Origin of the sequence: Ottowia oryzae (genome assembly GCF_003008535.1) — a bacterium.
GTDB lineage: Bacteria > Pseudomonadota > Gammaproteobacteria > Burkholderiales > Burkholderiaceae_C > Ottowia > Ottowia oryzae.
In genome coordinates this window covers 3,456,313-3,474,354 of record NZ_CP027666.1, presented here as the reverse complement: position 1 = coordinate 3,474,354, position 18,042 = coordinate 3,456,313, and the positions used below count along the sequence as shown (strand labels likewise).

Genomic DNA, 18,042 nt, shown 5'->3' with positions numbered 1-18,042 from the left:
TCAGCGCATCGAATGCAGGCCGACCAGGTTGCCTTCGGTATCGACGATCAGCGCGCAGTGGCCGTATTCGCCGATCGGAAACTTGCCGCGGTGGATCTTGCCGCCTGCCGCTTCGACACGGGCCAGCTCCACGGCGCAGTCGTCGCAGCGCAGATAGACCAGCGTGCCCCCGCCGCCGGGCGCGGCGCCGTCCATCTTGACCAGCGCGCCCGCGGCGCCGGCCGCCGCTACCTGCATGGGAAAGGCCATCATCCGCATGCCGGCGGCGGCGGCCCCGTCGTCGCCCACTGGGGTGGGCAGGGGCGTGAGCTGGGTGAAAAACACCGATTCATAGAACGTGACGGCGCGCGTCATGTCGTTCACGTAGATCTCGAACCAGACGACGGGGTTGGGGTTCATCGCGCTCTCCTTGATCGAATGAAATGGGCTGCTCAGGCCTTGGTCGGCTCGGACACGACGTTGACCATCCAGGGCGTGCCAAATCGGTCGGTCACCATGCCAAAGCCTTGTGACCAGAACGTGGCGCCAAAGGGCATGGAGACCTGGCCGCCGGGCGTCAGGCCCTCGAAGATGCGCTGGCCTTCGGCCACGGTCTCCACCCCGATCGACACGGACAGGCCTTGCGGCTTTTGATAGCCGCCACCGCAGCCGTCATTGGCTTGCCCGGGCATGGCCGGCAGCGTGTCCGACGCCATGATCGACTGCGCGCCGACCACCAAGTGCGCATGCATGATGCGCTTCTTGGCGGCCTCGGGCAACGGCGGCATGCCCGCGTCGGCAGGCATCTCGCCAAAGGTGCCCTGGTACGTGATCTGCCCGCCCAGCAGCTGCGCGTAGAACGCCATGGCCTCGGCGCAGTTGCCGTCGAAGGTGAGGTAGGGGGTGAATTGCATGGTGAGCTCCGGGGGTGAATAGGTGAATGGGTGAGGCGTCAGGCCGCGCCATCGAAGGCGGCCTGCAGTTGGGCGATGTCCAGCTTCTTCATGCCCATCAAGGCTTTCATCGCACGCTGGGCGCCAGCGGCGTTGGCCGAGTTGTGAAATTGCTCCCACAGGCGCGGGGTGATCTGCCAAGACACGCCGTAGCGGTCGGCCAGCCAGCCGCACTGCTGCGCGGCCGGGTCGCCCCCTTCGCCCAGGCGGGCCCAGTAGTGGTCGATCTCGGCCTGCGTATCGCAATTGACCATCAGCGAAACGGCGGGCGAAAACTTGAACAACGGCCCGCCGTTCAGGCCCAGCATGGGCTGGCCGTCCAGCGTGAACGACACCGTCATCACCGAGCCGGGTGGCCGCTGGTGCTGCTCTTGCCCCACGTCGCTGTAGTGCGTGATCAGGTCGACGCTGGAGTTGGGAAAGATGCCGGCGTAAAAGCGCGCGGCTTCTTCGGCCTGGTCGTTGAACCACAGGCAAGGGTTGATGCGTTGCAGGCTGGGCATGGCGGGCTCCAAGAACGTGGGTGGGTTGGCAGAACGGGGCGAGGTGTCGGCGGACAAGCGGTTCAGCAACAGAGCTGGTCGGCGGAAGGCGGCGGCAGTGGCCTTTCGCGGGGGAGGGGCGGCCGATGGGTCAGGCCGAAACCCGCTCGCGAAGGCCGCCAAAGATCATGCGCTGACGATCGGGCGGCGTCTGTTTCGGCGTGTGAATGTCGGCCATGAAGGCCGCCTGGCCTTGGTCGCGCGTGGCCGTGGCTGGCGAAACCGTCCATGAGAGCCGCCCGGTTTCATCTGGTTGGCATTTCGCGGTCCCGCGTCCGTTAACTGCCAGCGCGGCGCGGCGGCGAAGCAGTAGGGCCGATTCGGAGGTGATCTGGCGAGCTGGGGAGAGGCCTCACGCTGCGCGGCGGGCACGGCGAGGGCGATTCCGTATCCGTATCCGTTGTCGTAGGCGCTGGGCTGCATGGTGTCTCCTGGCCGGTTATGTGTACGTCGTCCACTTCATTCTGCCGTAAACTGGACGGCGTCCACATTTAACCCTCAGCCAGCCATGGTCAAGGCGCGACCGAATCCCGCCCGCACAGAGGCGAGCTTGCCAGACGCATCCGTCTTCCCCCCCGCCGACATCCCCCAGCGCCGCGAAACCTACCGCCACGGCGACCTTCGCCGCGCGCTGCTGGATGCGGGCGTCGCCCTGGCGCGCGAAGGCGGCCCCGCCGCCGTGGTGGTGCGCGAGGCCACGCGCCGCGCGGGCGTGGTGCCCAACGCGGCCTACCGCCACTTCGCCAACCGCGACGACCTGTTCGACGCCGTGCGCGGCGCCGCGCTGGGCGCATTGGCGCGGGCGATGGAGCGCGAGATTCGCCGTGCCACGCGCGGCATCACCGCGGCGCCCGAGCGCGCCCGCGCCGCCTTCAAGGCGGTGGGCACCGGCTACGTGCGCTTTGCGCAGACCGAGCCGGGGCTGTTCCGCGCCGCCTTCGCCGCCCAGCCGTTCGACGTGGGCGCTGCGCAGCCGCGTGCCGATGCGCGCGGTGACGGCGGGCGCGACCCGTTCCAGATCCTGTGCGACACGCTGGACCAGCTGGTCGCCAGCGGCGTGTTGGGCGCCGCGCGCCGCCCCGGCGCCGAGTTCCTGGCCTGGTCGTCGGTGCACGGCATGGCGATGCTGGCGCTGGACGGCCCGTTGCGCGGCCTGGGCGCGGCGCAGATCGAGTCCATGGCTGACCGGTTGGTGGCGATGGTCAAGAAGGGGTTGTGACGGTGGCCGCGCAAGCGCCGCCTACAGATGAAATCAGCTTGCAGCGCAGGCAGGACGGTCGCTGCAAGCTATCGAAAGAATAGTGAGCTGAGGTGCCGGCCCCGCAGGGATCGGTAGCGCGGCGTGGCGGTCACTGCGCAAAGCCCGCGCCGTACCGACGCCCCGCGCTGCCGCCTGCGCTGGCGTCATTCAACCCGCTCAGCGGTGGCGATAGAGACATAAAAAGCGCGCCAGCGCTGGTGCAGCCTGCGCTGGTAGCTATCACAAACGCAGCAAGCTGAGGTGCCTTCTTGCCGCAAAGAATTGGCAAGCTGCCCGCAGTCGGTGGCAGCGGCGCCGCCCGGTCAGGCCTTGGGCAGCTCAAACACCAGGCAGGTTGTCGTGCCGTGCGCGTACAGCGTGCCGTCCGGGCCGAACAGGCGCGCCTCGGCCGTCGCCAGCTGGCGGCCGCAGTGGATCACCTTGCCCTCGGCGCGCACGCGCTGCACTTTCAGCGGAATCGCCTTGACCACGTTCACGCTCAGCTCGGCCGTGGTGTAGCCGCGCCCAGGCGGCATCATCGTGTGCACCGCGCAGCCCAGCGCGGAATCGAGCAGCGTGGCGTACCAGCCGCCGTGCACCGTGCCCATGGGGTTGAGCAGCTGCGGGCCGGGCACGCCCTGAAACAGCGCCCGGCCCGGGCTGGCCTCCATCAGGAAGAAATCCAGCGTGGCCGAGATGGGCGGAAAGGGCAGCTGCGCCGCCAGCATGCGCTGCAGCAGCTCCATGCCGCTCAGCCCCGCGGCCTGGTCGGGCCGCGTGACCCCGGCGCCAGGGCCGGTGGCCGCACGTTCGCGGATCACTTTTTCTTCGGCCAGCCATTGTTCGAGGGCGTTGTCGGTTTCGGTCATGGCAATGTCGTTAAGGGGCTGCGGCGCTGGGCGCCGATGGGTTGCAGGGGGGGTCAAAGGACGCTGCCAAGATCGTAGGCGTGAAAGGCGTCGGGGGCGCTCGCCTGGGTGACAGCTTGAATGCGCTGGGGGCTTGGTGCTTGGGGCCGCGCCCGCGGCTGAAGTGGGGCGTGGCACGTCCGGTGCATCGCGCGGCGATCAAGCATTTATGACAAATCGGGCTCCAGCGCCCGCTGCGCCTGCGCAAGCTGCTTCAAAAAGAAGAGCGAATTTCGTTGCGGCGTTGCGTAATTGCGCAACGCCACGGCGGTGCGTTCAGACCGGGAAAGGCCCTGGGTAGGCCTGCACGTGGCTGAAGTGGCAGGCCAGGCCGTCTTGTGGCGTCCAGCGGTACAGGCCGACCTGCGGCGGCTCCATCTGCACGGCCAGGCCGCCCTGGGGGCGCAGGTCCAGCGCCAGCTGGTGCGAGCAGGACGGCGCCACCACCACCGGCGCGCCGCCCAGTGCCCCCACGATGCCGCGGTGCATGTGCCCGGCCGCGATGAGCTGCACGCCACCGTGCGCGCGCACCAGCTCGGCCAGGCGTTCACGCCCGCGCAGCAGGCCGCACGCGTCCATCGCGGCCATGCCGGACGTGAGCGGCGGGTGGTGCATGAAGATCATCACCGGCTGCCCGGCGCAGAGCGCCAGCGTGGCGGCCAGCCAGTCCAGCTGCGCGTCGTCCAGCTCGCCGTGCGGGCGGCCGGGCACCATGGTGTCCAGGCCGATGAAGTGCAGGCCGCCGTATTCGGTGTGCAGGCTGGTCAGGCCCGCGGGTGGTGCGGGCGGTGCGGGCGGCGTGGTGCCGCCATCCTCAGGGCCAGTTGCCGCCCCGTGGGCTGCGGGGCCCAGCAGGTGGCCGAGTACCGCCTGGGCGGTGGCCCGGTCGTCGTGATTGCCCAGCACGGCCAGCACGAGCGGCCCGCCGGCCTGGGGCGAGGGCAGCGTTTCGTCAAGCACCTGGCGCAGGGTGCGAAAGTCGGCCTCGGCGCCGCTTTCGGTCAGGTCGCCGGTCAGCAGCAGCACTTCAGGTACCGGATCGATCGCCTGCACGTGCCGCAGCGCGTTGCGCAGCGCCTGCGCCGGCCCGGGGTGACCAGGCAGCGCCCACGTGTCCAGACTCAGGTGGGGATCGGTGATGTGGGCGACCAGCATGGTGGGGCGAAGAGCGAAAGCGCAGAACCGACTGCTTGAATAAGCGGCTTGAAACCAAGTCAACGAAGCGAAGCGCCAGCGGCAAAACGCCTGCCGGCCGACGCGAACAAAGCGAAAAACAACCGCCTTGAGAGCGCCCATGGCGTGAACGAGAAGCGCTCAGGGCCGAAATGGTACCGGTGCGCCGGCCTGCAGAAGATGCCCAGGCGCATAGATTCTTGGCACAGGCGTGGTGTTTTTCCGCACGCGCCAGGCGAAGTGGGCAACCGCTTGGCCACCCAGCGCGGCGTGGCGCGGTGTTTGCGGCGCTGATCGGCTGGCGGCTGAGCGGGCGGATTCACCTGAGTGCCGTCTCTAAAGTCGCGCTGTGCGCCACGCATGGCCTGTCGCCGTATTCGAGTGTGGGCCGGTTGGCAGGGGCTTGGGCAGTGGAGGCTGCTGTGCGTGGCGGCGACGGTTCACACCGGCACGGTGTAGTTCAGCGCCATGCGGCCCCCGTCGATCATGATGATTTCGCCCGTCACATAGCTGCTGGCGTCGCTGGCCAGAAAGGCGACCACGTCGGCCACTTCGCTGGGCTCGCCCAGGCGTTTGAGCGGCGTGCGCATCATGATCTTGTTCTTGGCCTCGTCGCTGGTCAGCACTGCCGCGGCGGCCAACTCGGTGGCGATGGTGCCGGGGCCCACCGCGTTCACGCGCACGCCCTTGTCGGCCAGCGCCAGCGCCATGGCGCGCGTCAGCTGGTTGATGCCGCCCTTGCTGACGTTGTAGCTGGCGATGGTGGGGATGGCCATCACGCCATTGACCGAGCTCATGTTGACGATGCTGCCGCGCCCCGCCTGCGCCATGGCGCGCGCCACGGCTTGGCCGACCAGGAAGGCGCCCTTCAGATTGACGCGCAGCACGGCGTCGAAATCGGCTTCGGTCACGTCCAGGAAATCGGCCGCCTTGAAGATGCCCGCGTTGTTCACCAGCACGTCGATGCGGCCGTGCGCGCGCAGCACCTCGGCCACCAGCGCGTCCACCTGCGCCTTGTCGCCCACGTCGCAGTGCACGTACAGGGCACCCAGATCGGCCGCCAGCGCCTGGCCGCGCGCGTCGGCCACGTCGGCGATGACCACCTGCGCGCGTTCCTGCGCAAAGCGGCGTACGCAGGCTTCGCCAATGCCTTGCGAGCCCCCGGTGACGATGGCCACGCGGCCTTGCAGGCCGAAGGAAATGGGGCTGGTGGCGGCGGTGGGTGCGGACATGGGTTCGGGCTCCGGCTGAGAAGGTTGGTGGTCAAAATGGCTGCTAGCGCAGGGGGGACGTGCGCCAGAAGCTATCAAAAATATAGTAAATGCGGATTATCTTAGCGCGCCGCCGCCAGAGGCTTGCATGGCTGATCGCTGCGGGCGGGGCTCAGCCTGGCAGCGCGGCGCAGGGCGGTGAGGCGATCCGCTGAGCGCGAAACGGCTTCAGCGCTGCTGCCCGGCACGCTGCTCGATCCAATCCGCCAGCGCGCCGTGCCCGGCCGCGCGCGCCAGCATGGCAGCAGTCTGGCCGTCGACATCGGTGCGGCCAGCGTCGGCCCCCGCGTTGACCAGCAGGCGCACCAGCGCCGCGTCGCCCCGGCGCGCCGCCCACATCAGCGCGGTGCGCTGGCGCGCATCGGCACTGTCGGGCGAGGCGCCGGCGGCCAGCGCAGCCCGCACCGCCGCAGCGTCGCCAGCGCGCGCAGCGCGCAACAGGTCTTGTGCCGGGGACGCGGTGGGCGCCGTGGCGTGCGCACCGCCAGGCTGCGCGGTGCCGGGTGTGGGTGCGCTGGCGCTGACGGACGAATCTGTTGGTGACGGTGTCGCGGCTCGCTCATGGGTCGGCGGGGCGGCGTTCGGCTTCGCCAGCGGGGCGCGGGGGGGGGGCGCAGCTGCAACCGGCGCTGAAGGCGCGGCGTCGGTGAGCGGCACGCCTGCGCTGTCCTGCGCGCGGGATGGCGTCGCGGCGGAGCGCATGCGCCCGGCTGACGGCGGTGCGGTCTTGGCCGATGCTTGCGCAGGGGGTGGCGCGGGTGGCGCCACCGCAGAAGACTCGGCAACCATCGGCGCTGATGGCCGAGTGGCGTAGCTGTCGGCCGGTGAGGGGAACGCTTGGGGCGATCGCTGGCGCAGCGTTGGCGCTGCCGCATCCTCGTTGGGCGCTTTCCCCGCCAGCGCTGGCGCTTGCAGTGCAGCGGCAGATGAGGGCGCGGGCGCCGCGTACGCTGAAGGTGCGCGGGCAGACGGCGCCGGTGCGGCGTTCGGGATAGGGGCGCCCGTTGCGGCGGCGTTGGCGCTGGCGGGCGCAGGAAGAGGCGCTTGCGCTGCTGCAGGTGCGGTTGGGGCTGGCGCGTTGGATTCGTCTGCGGCAGCCTCGGCCGGGCGGGCGCGCGCACGCGGCGGCGCAGATTCCGCGCGCCCCAAGGGCTCAGGGCTTGCCGATGGTGCTCGCCCGGCCTGCTCGCCAGCGCGCGCGGCGGGCGCCGCAGGCGGCGTGGGCGACGGTGCCTGGCCGTTTGGCGGTGCCAACGGCGCTTGCTGGGGGGCGGCGCGCGCTGCGTCGGTGCTGCGTTTTTCTTTGGCGCCTGCCGCTTGGGCGGGTGAATCAGTTCGTGCGTCGGCTTTGGCCACAGGTTGTTGCGCGCTGGGGCCGCTCGCGCGCGCCAGGTCTTGTGCCTCGCCCGGCGCGGGCGTGTCCGAAGCGGCGTCAGCGGAATCTGGGGCGGGGGCGGGCACGGCGGCGGGCGCGACCTCCGCTGCTGGAGGAGCCTGTCGTTGGCCCAGCCCAATGGCCTGGTCGCCGGGCGAGCTGCGGTCGAACTGCAGCGCCAGCAGGCCCGCCAAGCCCAGTACGGCCACGCTGGCGGCGGCGGAGAAATACCAGCGGTGGTTGTTCGCGGCCTGCGCAGGGCGGGCAGATGAGGGTGCGGCGGCGGCTGTCGAAAGGGCGGGGCGGTTGCCAGTGGGTGTCGCGCGGGCGGGCGCAACGGATTCCTGAGCGGGTGCGGCTGCCGCATCGGCGCTGTCACCAACGGGTTCGCCGGCCACCCGCTGCGCCGCGACCTGCGCCGCCTGCGCCAGCACCCGGGCGCGCAGCGCTTGGCCCGGTGCGGCGGCGTCCAGCGCGCTGGCTTCGTGGTAGCGCGCCAGCAGTTCGTCGTCGTCCTTGGGGGGCATCGTCGGCGCGGTCATGCCAGCGTCTCCAGGGTGCGGCGCAGCGCCGCGCGGGCGTAGCGCAGGCGGCTCTTGGCGGTTTCAAAGGGCACGCCGGTGGCGGCGGCGATGTCTTGCACGCTCATGCCGCCCTCGGCCTGGAGCAAAAAGGCTTCGCGCTGGTCATCGGGCAGCGCCTGCACGGCGGCCAGCAACTGTTCGGCCTGCTGGCGGTTTTCAATGCGGCGCACGGGGCCGAAGCCGGAAGGCGCGGCCAGTGTGTCGGCCAGGCTGGGGGCGTCTTCATCGTGGTCGTCGTTGGCGCTCAGGCTGTGCATCGGCCGGCTGGCGCGCAGGTGGTCCACCACGCGGTTGCGCGCGATGGTGAACAGCCAGGTGGTGAAACGCGCAGGCGGCAAGTCTGCACGCGATGCGCTGGGCGCGTAGCGCTCGGCCTGCTGGGCCACGCGCAGCCACACGTCCTGCGCCAGCTCGTCAGCGGTGGGGGCGTCGCCCACGCTGCGCAGCACAAAGCGCCACAGCCGCCGTTCGTGGCGGGTGTACAGCGTTTCAAACGCGCGCACGTCGCCCGCGGCGTAGGCGCGCATCAGGTCAACGTCGGCGGGCAGCGCGTCGGGCGGCATGGCGCGGATTATGGCCAGCGCGAAAGGCGGCGCGGGCTGGGCGCGCCCAGCCGCGCGCCACGGGCCCGGGCGAGCGCCTGGGCGCCGCGTGCGAACGCGGGCCGTGCGGAGCTCAGCGCCAGCGGCGGGGTGGGTCGGGCACGTAGCGTGCATCGGGCGACTCTGGAAAGGCGTCGGGCCGCCCGGGCGGCGGCGGTGCGTACGCCGGGATGATGCCCATGGCGACCAGGTTGTCGCGGCTGTCGTAGCGCAGGGTGATGACCTCGTCCGGCTGGCCGCTGCGCCGCTCGAAGGGCGTGGTGCCGCTGTAAGAGGCTTCGCGCTCGCCGTGGCCGGTGCCCAGGCGGGGCGTGGCGGGGGCGGACTTTTGCGACTGCCACGCATCGACTTCGGCGTCGGCCGGGGCGGCCTCGGCGCGGGCACTTGCGCTTGGGCTTGGGCTGGCCTGGTTGCGGGCCACACCAGCGGACCGTTCGCCGGCAGCCGGGCTCTCATAGCGCGGCGCCGGGCGGGGCAGCGGGCGCGGCGGCGGCACGTCGCCTTCGCGGAACACGGCCACACCAATCACGCCCACGTTGTCGGGGCGGCCGGTGCGCGCCGCGTAGGAATGGGGCAGCGCGGTGAAATGAAACGCCGCCACCTCGTCGCGGCTTTTGCGCCAGCCCGTGATCTGCGCGTTTTGGTAGCGCGACAGCACGTAGCCGGATTGGTCCCACGAAGCGGTGTCGCCACTGATGACGTTGACGCCGTCGACGGACATCACGCCCATCACGCGCTCACCCGTGGCGTTGCGCACCTGCACCGCGTAGCGGGCGCCGGGGCGTCCGGCCACCCACCATTGGCCGTTGTGGCGGTACACGGGCAACTGCGTGCCGCTGTCGCGGTCGATCACGTTCACGTCGATCAGGCGGCCCACGGCGTGCGCGGGCGGCGCCAGCCAGGCGGTGGCGGCGGCAAGGGTGGCTGCGAGGGCAAGGCGAGGGGTTTTCATGCAAGGGCTCCTTCAAGAAAAAACGATGAGGTAGGAGCTCCAACGAAACCGAGGCCCGTATGGGGTTGCCGTGAACGGGCCACTTTGTATCGGCTGGTAAACCGACGAGGCAGCCCACGGAGGCGGTTCGCGCAACCCACCTGCCGTCGCCGGGCCGGGCGCTGGGGCCCGCCGCGTCGCAAGCCGGCCTACACTCGCTTTTTTGCCTTGAGCCTGCCGCCACCATGACCGCCCTGACCTTGCCCGAGCTGTTCACCGACGTCGATGGGCGCGCCCGCTTCCGCGACGCCGCCGTGGCGCTGGACGAGGGCACGCCCCTGACGCGGCTGTCGGCGCTGCAGGCCTCGGGGGGCTGCCAGTTCCGCCGCAGCCCTGCCGGGTTCGCCAGCGACTTTCATTGCACCACCACGCCGCAATGGCTGGTCGTGCTGCAAGGCCGCATGGAGATCGGCCTGCAGGATGGCAGCACGCGCGTTTTCGGCCCGGGCGAGTGCTTCTATTCCAACGACACGCTGCCGCCCGGCGCCACGTTCGACGCCAAGCTGCACGGCCACCGCAGCCGCCTGCTGGGCGACGATGCGCTGGTCACGCTCTTCGTGCGCGCCTGAGGCACGGCGCAGCCCCTACTTGCGCCAGCGCATCCCGTGCCGCGCGGGCACGTTTTGCTGCATTGCAATAGACTTTGTTCAGTTCGGCAACGTGCAGTCGGCGCGCTGGCCCGAATGCCTTTATCTCGTTACTTTCAACCGTTTTTCTCATGACCCAAAACGCCATCCCGCTGTTCACGAAGCGTCGCACGCAGTACGCCCTGGGCGCCAAGCTGCCCCTGCCTGAAGCGCAGGTCGACGCCCTGATCCGCGAGGCGATTCGCCTGACGCCCTCGTCGTTCAACTCGCAAAGCTCGCGCGCCCTGATTCTGTTTGGCGCCCCTAGCCAGAAGCTGTGGAAAGAGATCACCAAAGAAACCCTGCGCCCGATGGTGCCGGCCGACGCCTTCGCCGCCACCGACGCGAAGATGGACGCCTTCGCCGCCGGCGCGGGCACGGTGCTGTTCTATGAAGACCAGGACGTCATCAAGGACCTGCAGCAAAAGTACCCGCTGTACGCCGACAACTTCCCCGTGTTTTCCGAGCACTCGGCCGGTATGGCGCAATTCGCAGTGTGGACGGCGCTGGCCGAAGCCGGCATTGGCGCCAGCCTGCAGCACTACGCGCCGCTGATCGACGCCGAAGTCGCCAAGACCTGGGGCGTGCCCGCATCGTGGAAGCTGCGCGCTCAAATGCCCTTTGGCTCCAACGAAGCGCCGCTGCCTGAGAAGACGTTCATCGCCGATGACGTGCGCTTCAAGACCGTGCGCTGAACGGATGGCAGGTTTGCACTGATTTTGATAGCTGCCAGCGCTGTATGCACCAGCGCTGGCGCATCAAAACATCATGAAAAAAGGCCTCGGATGAGGCCTTTTTTCATTGTGCCGGGCCGTCCACCCCCCAATGCGTGGGCCGCTGCCAGCGTGAGGCCTTGGGAGGCCGGCCAAAGAGCCGGACCGACGATCAGAAGTCGAGTGACGCCGACAGCATCAGCGTGCGCGGCGCGCCCACCGTCACGTAGCCGCTGGCGGTGACCCAGTAGGCCTTGTCGGCCACGTTTTCGACGCTGGCACGGATCACCAGGTTCTTTCCCGCCACCTTGGTGGCGTAGCGCGCGCCCAGGTCAAAGCGGCTCCAGCCGGGCATGCGCAGCAGGTTGGCGGCGTCGTAGTTCATGGACGAGGTGCTGATGACCCGGCCATTCAGGCTGAGGCCAGGCGCGCCCGGAACATCCCAGTCCAGCCCCAGGTTGTAGGTGCGATCGGGCACGCCAGGGGCGTTATTGCCCTGGTTGGCGCCATTGGCGGTGCGCAGCAGCTTGGCCTGGTTGAAGGAGGCGCTGGCCATCAGTCGCAGGCCGCGCACGATCTCGCCATAAGCGGTCAACTCGAGCCCCCGGTTGCGCTGCTTGCCTCCAAAGCTGTAGACGTTGTTTTCCGTCATCGAGGTGGGCCGCTCGATCTGGTAGACCGTGGCCTGCGTGACCAGCGTGCCCCAGTCGCGCTTGATGCCGATTTCGTGCTGCTTCGATTTTTGCGGTGCGAACACTTCGCCGGCGTTGGCGGTGGTGGCACCGGCCACGCCACCCGCGCTCAGGCCCGCTGTGTAGTTGTAGTAGACGGCGGTGTCCTTGTCGAACTTGAACACCAGGCCCACCAGTGGCGTGGTGCTGCTGGCCTTGTAGGCGATCGAGCCATTCACGCTTTTCTGATGAATGGTCTGGTCGCGCATGCCCAGCGTGGCCAGCAGGCGGTCGTTGAACAGGCTCATGGTGTCGGCCAGGGCCACGCTGTATTGCTCCAACTCGGCCGACTTGGCCGGCGTGCCGCGTGCGAAAGTGATGGCCGGCAGCGGGGCTGGGCGATAAATGTTGGACGGCACCGGCGTGGGCGTCAGCTGGTAGAAGTAGCCGGTTTCGCGCTGCATGAAGTTAGCCGCCAGCACGGCGGTGTGATTCACGGGGCCGGTGCTGAATTTGGTGCGCACGCCAGCGTCACCCGAGGTGGTCTTGTTGTATTCGTCGTAATAGCCGTTGCGCACCGTGAAGTCGCCAGCGGTGTTGATGCGCGTGGCGGCGGTAGGGAAGTTCTGCTGGCTGCTGACTTCGCTGTAGCCGATGGCGCCATAGACGGTAGTGCGGTCGGTCACGTCGTACTCCAGCCGCGTCATGGCCGTCTTGGCCTTGTCCGACATCGCGGCGCCAGGGTAGAAGCTCTGGCGTGGGTTGGGCACCTCCGGCACTTGGGTGATGCCAGCCAGAAACGCGGCCTGCGGCCGGAAATTCTGGTTGGTGCCTTCGGAATACAGCAGGTCGGCAGAGGCGCGCAGGCGTGTGCCAGCGTAGTCCACGCCGAGCGAGCCCAGACCCAGCCGCTGGCGCCCACCGTCGATGTTGCCTTCGCCATTGCGCCACACGCCGTTGGCCCGCACGCCCCATTCGTTGTCTTTGCCAAAGCGGCGGCCGACGTCCAGGTGCGTGCCGAATTGCGCCTTGCCCATGTACGTCGTGGTCAGGCGCGTCAGCGGGATGTCATGGGCGCGCTTGGTCACCACGTTGATGCTGCCGCCCACGCTGCCGTTGGGGCCCACACCCTGCGTCAGCGCCCCCGGCCCCTTGAGGACCTCGACGCGCTCGATCATCTCCAGCGGCATGCGGGTGGCGGGCGACAGGCCGTAGAGGCCGTTCATCGCGACGTCGCGCGCACCCACCGACAGGCCGCGAATCTGGTAGTCCTCCCCAAACCCGCCGCGCGCCTGCAAGGTGCGCACCGAAGCGTCGTTCATCACCACGTCCGACACCGTGAGGCCTTGCTGGTTGTCGATCAACTCCGAGGTGTAGTTGGTGGTGCTGAACGGTACGTCCAGCATGTCGGTGCGGCCGAGAATGCCCAGGGCGCCACCGCGTGCCAACTGACCGCCCGAGTATTTCTTTTGCAGGCCGCCGATCGACTCGGCCTGGTCGACAACCTGAACCTCCTGGAGCGTGGATGACGGGCGTGGCTCAGCGTCCTGCGCGTGGGCGACGGCGAGCCCAGCCAGCGTGGCAAAGCCCAGCGCATGGCGAACCAGGCGGGCGGTCGGCGTCAGGGAAAACGGGGCGAACGAGAACGAAGTCATGCGGGAAAACAGGGATGAGTGAGAGGTGTGCGCGCATCACGCGGCGATAAGACGGGCACCGTGCGCTGGGAGGAATGCCCACGCGAATGGCCGTCTGTGAAATTGTATTGCAAATGAGACTGATTGCTATTTGCATGCAAATGGGCGACGGCTTCGCGACACGCGCGCGCGGGGGCGCCGGGGCACTGAGTGAGCGCCGCCCGCTCAATCCTCACCCACGCCACATTCCTGGCGAGCACGCTGTTCGCGCTCGTGCTCGTGCTCGTGCTCGTGCTCGTGCTCGTGCTCGCGCTCGTGCATCGGCCATGGCGTTCGACCACTGGCAAGGGGCGCGCTGGCACCTGAATCACTACGCTATTCATAGCTGCAGGTGCTTAATGCGTGGGCGCCATCGCCGATTGCGACGCTAGGGCGGCTCATCGGCGCGCCGCTGCCGTGACTGCGAATCGGCTGCGCTTCGTCTGCTCCGGCCGGCGGATCTGCGCTACTTACACCGCCCGCAGCACCATCCACGCGCCCAGCCCGATCAGCGCCGCCATGAAGCACACGCGAAAGCGCGTGGGCGAAAGCCGCTGGCGCAGCCATTGGCCGGCCTGCATGCCGATCAGCGCGGGCAACACCAACGCCACCGAACCCGCCGCCGCAGACGCCGGGTACTGGTGGTTGAAAGCCAGGCCCATCGCCAGCGCCAGGGTGGACACGGTGAAAGACAAGCCCATCGCCTGCACCAGATCGTCGCGCGCCATGCCCAGCGCCTGCAGATAGGGCACGGCCGGCAGCACGAACACGCCCGTGGCGGCTGTGACCAGCCCGGTCAGCGCGCCCACCAGCGGCCCGGCCACGGTTTGCGCGCGTGGTGACACGTAAGGCAACCTCGCCCCGATCAAGCCCCAGCCGCCGTAGGCGATCAGCGCCAGGCCCAGCGCCACCACCGCCCAAGCGCCAGACGGCGCGCCCAGCCACCACGCGCCCAGCAGCGTGCCCGCCACCACGCCCGCCTGCATCGGCGCCAGCCGCCGCGCCAGCGCCGGCAGCGCGCGCCAGGGCCGCATCTGCCACACGTTGGTCACCAGCGAAGGCAGCACCAGCAGCGCCGCCGCCTGCGCCGGGGGCATGCGCAGCGCCAGCAGCGCCATCGCCAGCGTCGGCAGGCCGAGGCCGACGATGCCTTTGACGGCGCCCGCCGCCAAAAACACGGCGATGGCAAACAGCCAGAGTGGGTCGGTGAAAAAGTGGGTAAGCGACATGGTGATCAGGGATGGCCCTGGCGCCGTGCCCCTGCGGCACGGCCAGCCACGCCAGCGTGAACGCATTCTGGGCCGCGCCGGGTGCGAAGTCACTGCGCGAAACGCTCACCCAGCCTCAGGCCACCGCTGAGGCTGCTGCCCTAGCCCCCGCCTGACCGTGCTAGCCTGCCGCGCACAGCCAGTAGACCGCACGCCCATGGACTTGATCGACCTGCGCCTGTTCCTGCACGTGGCGGAGCAAGGCAGCATCACCGCCGGTGCCGAGCGCAGCCACATGACATTGGCCTCGGCCAGCGCGCGCGTGCGGGCGCTGGAAGATGCGCTGGGCACGCCGCTGCTCGTGCGCGACCGGCGCGGCGCGCAGCCTACGCCCGCCGGGCAGACCCTGGCGCGCCACGCGCAACAAGTGCTGGCGCAACTGGGCCAGCTGCACGAAGCCATGGCCGAACACACCGAGGGGCCGCGTGCGCACCTGCGCCTGTGGGCCAACACCTCGGCCGCCACCGTGCACCTGCCGCCGCTGCTGGCGCGCTTTCTGGCCGCGCACCCCGGCTACACCCTGGACATGCAAGAGCGCCCCAGCGCCGCCATCGCCGACGCCCTGCGACAGCGCCAGGCCGAGCTGGGCGTGCCGTCCGACGCAGCCGATGTGGCGGGGCTGGAATGCGCGCCGCTGCGGCCCGACCCGTTGGTACTGATCGTGCCGCGCAGCCACGCGCTGGCTGGCGTGCGCCGCATGTCGCTGGCCGACGCGCTGGTCCACGCCTTCCTTGGCCTGCATGAAGCCAGCGCCCTGCAAGCCATGGTCACCGCGCAGGCGCGCCGCTGTCAGCCTGGCTGGGACTACCGCATGCGCCTGGGCAGCCTGGAGGCCGTGAGCCGTATGGTCGCCCTGGGCGCTGGCGTGGCTGTGGTGCCCCGCGCGGTGGCCGAGCGAGAGGCGCGCGCCAGCGGCCTGCGGCGCGTACCCCTGACCGACGGCTGGGCCGCGCGCACCTTGCTGCTCGCCGCGCCCTCGTTCGGCGCCTTGCCGCCTGCGACGGCCAGGTTGGCGAAATTCCTGATCGACGCGACCAGCGGTGCGGTTGCGCCTGCGCGGCGATGATCCGCGCCGGGGCTGGGGTCGGCACCGGGTTCTGGCAACGGGTGCAGCGCTCTTTGCTAGCGCTCCTGATTAAGTAGCTGCTAGCGCTGGTGGGTAGGGCGCTAGAGCCAATTTTTATATGTATGAAATCGTCCGCGCTCGGTGCCTGGCAACCGGTGCGCCGCGGGGCGTTGCGGCGGCCGCTAGCAGCGCTTGCGTGCACAGCGCCCGCGCAGACCGGCGCACGGCTGCGCTGCGCATCACCCAGGCAAAGCTGGGCCGGTGGCTCGCCTCGATGCGGAGAACAGCGCGCCAATGAGGCCGCAGAAAGCCGCACGTGATAGATGGCGGCGGTAGGCTGAAGAACCGAATTTGCTATTCAATGCATAGCTGCCAGCGCTGATGCAGCCTGCGCTGGAGCCCCAAACATTCATTCGTCGATCAACGCCGACCCAGCAACAAAAAAAGGCTTCCGAAGAAGCCTTTTCTTGTGGGCGCCGAGCGGCCGCCGATCAGCGGCTGAAGCCGCCGCCGGCGCGGTTGCGGCTGCCACCGCCGCCACCGAAGTTACCACGGCCACCACCGCCGCCATTGCCACCACTGCGGTTGCCCTTGTTGCGGTTGGCCCCCTTGCCCATCATGTCGATGCTGGTGCGCATCGGATCAGGCTGGCCGGCTGCGCCGTGGCTGGGGCCACGCGGCGCGTTGCGGCGGCCGTGCAGGTTGGTCTGCAGCGGGTCGATGTTGCGCGGCAGACGATCCATGTCGCGGTCGTCCTCGTCGTCAAAGCCGAATTCGCGCGTGGGCGGCAGGCCGGGCGATTGGCGCACGCCGCTGTTCTGCTGGCGCGGTGCGCCTTGGCCGCCATGCTGGCCGCCGTTGCCGCCCATGCCTGCACCGCCGCGCCCACGGCGGCGGCGGTTGCGGTTGGCGCGGTCGCCTTGCGGCGCGCCGTCGGCGCCCACGGCCATGGCGTCGTCGCGCTGGGCTACGTCGCCCGCGTCACCTTCGGTGCGGGCCACGGGTGCGCGGCGCGCGCCGTTGCTGGCCGGCGCGTTGCGCGGGCTTTGGCCGCCGCGGCCGCCCTGGCCGCGGCCAGCGCCGCCCTGGGCGGCCTTGTTGTCGCGGATGCGCTGCATCATGTCCTGGCGCGCAGCGCGGGCGGCCGCTTGCATCACGTCGCGGCCGGGCGGCTTGCCCAGGCCGCCCCACAGCGTCTGGCGGCCCATGGCGATAGGCTCGGCCTGCTCGCCTTCGGCCGGGCCGAAGCCTTCCAGGATTTCCACCGGGATCTGCTGCTTGGTGAAGCGCTCGATCTCGTGCATGAAGCCTTCTTCATCCATGCACACCAGGCTGACGGCCTGGCCACTGGCGCCCGCGCGGCCGGTGCGGCCAATGCGGTGCACGTAGTCTTCGGGCACGTTCGGGATTTCGTAGTTCACCACGTGCGGCAGCTCATCGATGTCGATGCCGCGGGCGGCGATGTCGGTGGCCACCAGCGCGCGCAGCTCGCCGCTCTTGAACTCGGCCAGCGCCTGCGTGCGGGCGCTCTGGCTCTTGTTGCCGTGCAGCGCCATCGCCTTGATGCCGTGCTTGGTCAGGTATTCGGCCACGTTGTTCGCGCCGTACTTGGTGCGGGTGAACACCAGCACCTGGCTCCAGCTGCCCTGGTCGATCAGGTGGGCCAGCACTTCCTTCTTGCGCGTGCGGCCCACGGGGTAGATCAGCTGGGCGATGCGCTCGACGGTGGTGTTGGGCGGCGTCACCTGGATGTGCTGCGGGTCTTTCAGCAGGCCATTGGCGAGGTCGCGGATCTCGTCGCTGAACGTGGCCGAGAACAGCAGGCTTTGCTTGGCCTTGGGCAGCAGGGCCAGCACTTTCTTCACGTCGTGGATGAAGCCCATGTCCAGCATGCGGTCGGCTTCATCCAGCACCAGGATTTCGACGTTGGACAGGTCGACGTAGCCCTGGCCAGCCAGGTCCAGCAGGCGGCCGGGCGTGGCCACCAGGATGTCGCAGCCCGCGCGGATGCGGCTGATCTGCGGGTTCATGCCCACGCCGCCGAAGATGACGGTGGAGCTGAGGTCCAGGTATTTGCCGTAGTTACGCACCGATTCTTCGACCTGTGCGGCCAGCTCGCGCGTGGGGGTCAGCACCAGGGCGCGGATGCAGCCGGGCTTGGCGCCGGCGCGGCTGCTGAGCAGCTGCAGCACGGGCAGGGTGAAGCCGGCGGTCTTGCCGGTGCCGGTCTGGGCGCCGGCCAGCAGATCGCTGCCCGCCAGCACGGCCGGAATGGCTTGCGCCTGGACCGGGGTGGGGGCGGTGTAGCCCAACTCGTGCACGGCCTTGAGAATGGCCGGTGCCAGGTTCAGATCTTCAAAGTTCATCAGGTTATGGGTGCCGGTCTCGTTGCGGCACTGCTGCTTGT

17 protein-coding genes are annotated in these 18,042 nt (G+C 69.5%); 5 read left to right on the top strand and 12 right to left on the bottom strand.

The features are described from left to right. The 3 genes from C6570_RS15875 to C6570_RS15865 are packed head-to-tail and all read right to left on the bottom strand — an operon-like array spanning position 1 to position 1,435. Positions 1–399: a VOC family protein gene (locus C6570_RS15875; RefSeq protein WP_106704076.1), complete on the bottom strand. Its 399-nt coding sequence runs from the start codon at positions 397–399 to the stop codon at positions 1–3. Positions 400–431: 32 nt separating this feature from the next. After that, entirely contained in the window at positions 432–893 is a 462-nt protein-coding gene (locus tag C6570_RS15870) for a VOC family protein (RefSeq protein ID WP_106704075.1), read from the bottom strand. Between the two features lie 38 nt (positions 894–931). Then, positions 932–1,435, bottom strand: coding sequence for a VOC family protein (locus C6570_RS15865; protein WP_106704758.1), 504 nt, complete (start codon positions 1,433–1,435; stop codon positions 932–934). A gap of 589 nt (positions 1,436–2,024) precedes the next feature. Between C6570_RS15865 and C6570_RS15860 the strand changes: the two genes are divergently transcribed. Further along, on the top strand, positions 2,025–2,693 hold the full coding sequence (locus C6570_RS15860; protein ID WP_245896225.1) for a TetR/AcrR family transcriptional regulator: 669 nt from the start codon (positions 2,025–2,027) through the stop codon (positions 2,691–2,693). A gap of 344 nt (positions 2,694–3,037) precedes the next feature. Here C6570_RS15860 and C6570_RS15855 read toward each other — a convergent pair whose 3' ends face one another. The 6 genes from C6570_RS15855 to C6570_RS15830 all read right to left on the bottom strand — a co-directional run bounded on the left by C6570_RS15855 (position 3,038) and on the right by C6570_RS15830 (position 9,579). Continuing rightward, entirely contained in the window at positions 3,038–3,583 is a 546-nt protein-coding gene (locus C6570_RS15855) for a PaaI family thioesterase (RefSeq protein ID WP_106704073.1), read from the bottom strand. Between the two features lie 315 nt (positions 3,584–3,898). After that, positions 3,899–4,777: a metallophosphoesterase gene (locus C6570_RS15850; RefSeq protein WP_164675552.1), complete on the bottom strand. Its 879-nt coding sequence runs from the start codon at positions 4,775–4,777 to the stop codon at positions 3,899–3,901. A gap of 458 nt (positions 4,778–5,235) precedes the next feature. Continuing rightward, positions 5,236–6,027, bottom strand: coding sequence for an SDR family NAD(P)-dependent oxidoreductase (locus C6570_RS15845; protein WP_106704071.1), 792 nt, complete (start codon positions 6,025–6,027; stop codon positions 5,236–5,238). 207 nt (positions 6,028–6,234) lie between these two features. Next, positions 6,235–7,983: an ankyrin repeat domain-containing protein gene (locus C6570_RS15840; RefSeq protein WP_106704070.1), complete on the bottom strand. Its 1,749-nt coding sequence runs from the start codon at positions 7,981–7,983 to the stop codon at positions 6,235–6,237. After that, positions 7,980–8,588 carry a sigma-70 family RNA polymerase sigma factor gene (locus tag C6570_RS15835; protein ID WP_245896224.1) on the bottom strand — a complete coding sequence of 203 codons (609 nt, stop codon included), beginning with the start codon at positions 8,586–8,588 and terminating at the stop codon, positions 7,980–7,982. Before C6570_RS15835 ends, C6570_RS15840 begins: the two co-directional genes overlap by 4 nt. A 112-nt stretch (positions 8,589–8,700) precedes the next feature. Next, positions 8,701–9,579 carry a hypothetical protein gene (locus C6570_RS15830; protein WP_106704069.1) on the bottom strand — a complete coding sequence of 293 codons (879 nt, stop codon included), beginning with the start codon at positions 9,577–9,579 and terminating at the stop codon, positions 8,701–8,703. A 224-nt stretch (positions 9,580–9,803) separates the two neighbouring features. On the opposite strand from C6570_RS15830, the gene C6570_RS15825 reads away from it, so the two are divergent. After that, complete coding sequence (locus tag C6570_RS15825) at positions 9,804–10,187, top strand: cupin domain-containing protein (protein WP_106704068.1); 384 nt, start codon at positions 9,804–9,806, stop codon at positions 10,185–10,187. A 149-nt stretch (positions 10,188–10,336) separates the two neighbouring features. Next, a complete protein-coding gene (locus C6570_RS15820) occupies positions 10,337–10,939 on the top strand; it encodes a nitroreductase family protein (protein WP_106704067.1) in 603 nt (200 codons plus the stop codon). A 190-nt stretch (positions 10,940–11,129) separates the two neighbouring features. Here C6570_RS15820 and C6570_RS15815 read toward each other — a convergent pair whose 3' ends face one another. Further along, positions 11,130–13,283: a TonB-dependent receptor gene (locus C6570_RS15815; protein WP_106704066.1), complete on the bottom strand. Its 2,154-nt coding sequence runs from the start codon at positions 13,281–13,283 to the stop codon at positions 11,130–11,132. A 189-nt stretch (positions 13,284–13,472) separates the two neighbouring features. Here C6570_RS15815 and C6570_RS18195 point away from each other — a divergent pair, with 189 nt between their 5' ends. Further along, entirely contained in the window at positions 13,473–13,628 is a 156-nt protein-coding gene (locus C6570_RS18195) for a hypothetical protein (protein ID WP_164675551.1), read from the top strand. A gap of 143 nt (positions 13,629–13,771) precedes the next feature. Here C6570_RS18195 and C6570_RS15805 read toward each other — a convergent pair whose 3' ends face one another. Beyond that, positions 13,772–14,530: a sulfite exporter TauE/SafE family protein gene (locus C6570_RS15805; protein ID WP_106704064.1), complete on the bottom strand. Its 759-nt coding sequence runs from the start codon at positions 14,528–14,530 to the stop codon at positions 13,772–13,774. A 196-nt stretch (positions 14,531–14,726) separates the two neighbouring features. On the opposite strand from C6570_RS15805, the gene C6570_RS15800 reads away from it, so the two are divergent. Next, complete coding sequence (locus tag C6570_RS15800; RefSeq protein ID WP_106704063.1) at positions 14,727–15,635, top strand: LysR family transcriptional regulator; 909 nt, start codon at positions 14,727–14,729, stop codon at positions 15,633–15,635. 491 nt (positions 15,636–16,126) lie between these two features. Here C6570_RS15800 and C6570_RS15795 read toward each other — a convergent pair whose 3' ends face one another. Beyond that, entirely contained in the window at positions 16,127–18,001 is a 1,875-nt protein-coding gene (locus C6570_RS15795) for a DEAD/DEAH box helicase (RefSeq protein ID WP_106704756.1), read from the bottom strand. Between the last annotated feature and the right edge of the window lie 41 nt (positions 18,002–18,042).

Bases quoted from the DNA above. Each gene is read 5' to 3' on its own strand.
- C6570_RS15875 (WP_106704076.1), bottom strand. From the start codon at position 399: ATGAACCCCAACCCCGTCGTCTGGTTCGAGATCTACGTGAACGACATG.
- C6570_RS15870 (WP_106704075.1), bottom strand. From the start codon at position 893: ATGCAATTCACCCCCTACCTCACCTTCGACGGCAACTGCGCCGAGGCC.
- C6570_RS15865 (WP_106704758.1), bottom strand. From the start codon at position 1,435: ATGCCCAGCCTGCAACGCATCAACCCTTGCCTGTGGTTCAACGACCAG.
- C6570_RS15855 (WP_106704073.1), bottom strand. From the start codon at position 3,583: ATGACCGAAACCGACAACGCCCTCGAACAATGGCTGGCCGAAGAAAAA.
- C6570_RS15850 (WP_164675552.1), bottom strand. From the start codon at position 4,777: ATGCTGGTCGCCCACATCACCGATCCCCACCTGAGTCTGGACACGTGG.
- C6570_RS15845 (WP_106704071.1), bottom strand. From the start codon at position 6,027: ATGTCCGCACCCACCGCCGCCACCAGCCCCATTTCCTTCGGCCTGCAA.
- C6570_RS15840 (WP_106704070.1), bottom strand. From the start codon at position 7,983: ATGACCGCGCCGACGATGCCCCCCAAGGACGACGACGAACTGCTGGCG.
- C6570_RS15835 (WP_245896224.1), bottom strand. From the start codon at position 8,588: ATGCCGCCCGACGCGCTGCCCGCCGACGTTGACCTGATGCGCGCCTAC.
- C6570_RS15830 (WP_106704069.1), bottom strand. From the start codon at position 9,579: ATGAAAACCCCTCGCCTTGCCCTCGCAGCCACCCTTGCCGCCGCCACC.
- C6570_RS15825 (WP_106704068.1), top strand. From the start codon at position 9,804: ATGACCGCCCTGACCTTGCCCGAGCTGTTCACCGACGTCGATGGGCGC.
- C6570_RS15820 (WP_106704067.1), top strand. From the start codon at position 10,337: ATGACCCAAAACGCCATCCCGCTGTTCACGAAGCGTCGCACGCAGTAC.
- C6570_RS15815 (WP_106704066.1), bottom strand. From the start codon at position 13,283: ATGACTTCGTTCTCGTTCGCCCCGTTTTCCCTGACGCCGACCGCCCGC.
- C6570_RS15805 (WP_106704064.1), bottom strand. From the start codon at position 14,530: ATGTCGCTTACCCACTTTTTCACCGACCCACTCTGGCTGTTTGCCATC.
- C6570_RS15800 (WP_106704063.1), top strand. From the start codon at position 14,727: ATGGACTTGATCGACCTGCGCCTGTTCCTGCACGTGGCGGAGCAAGGC.
- C6570_RS15795 (WP_106704756.1), bottom strand. From the start codon at position 18,001: ATGAACTTTGAAGATCTGAACCTGGCACCGGCCATTCTCAAGGCCGTG.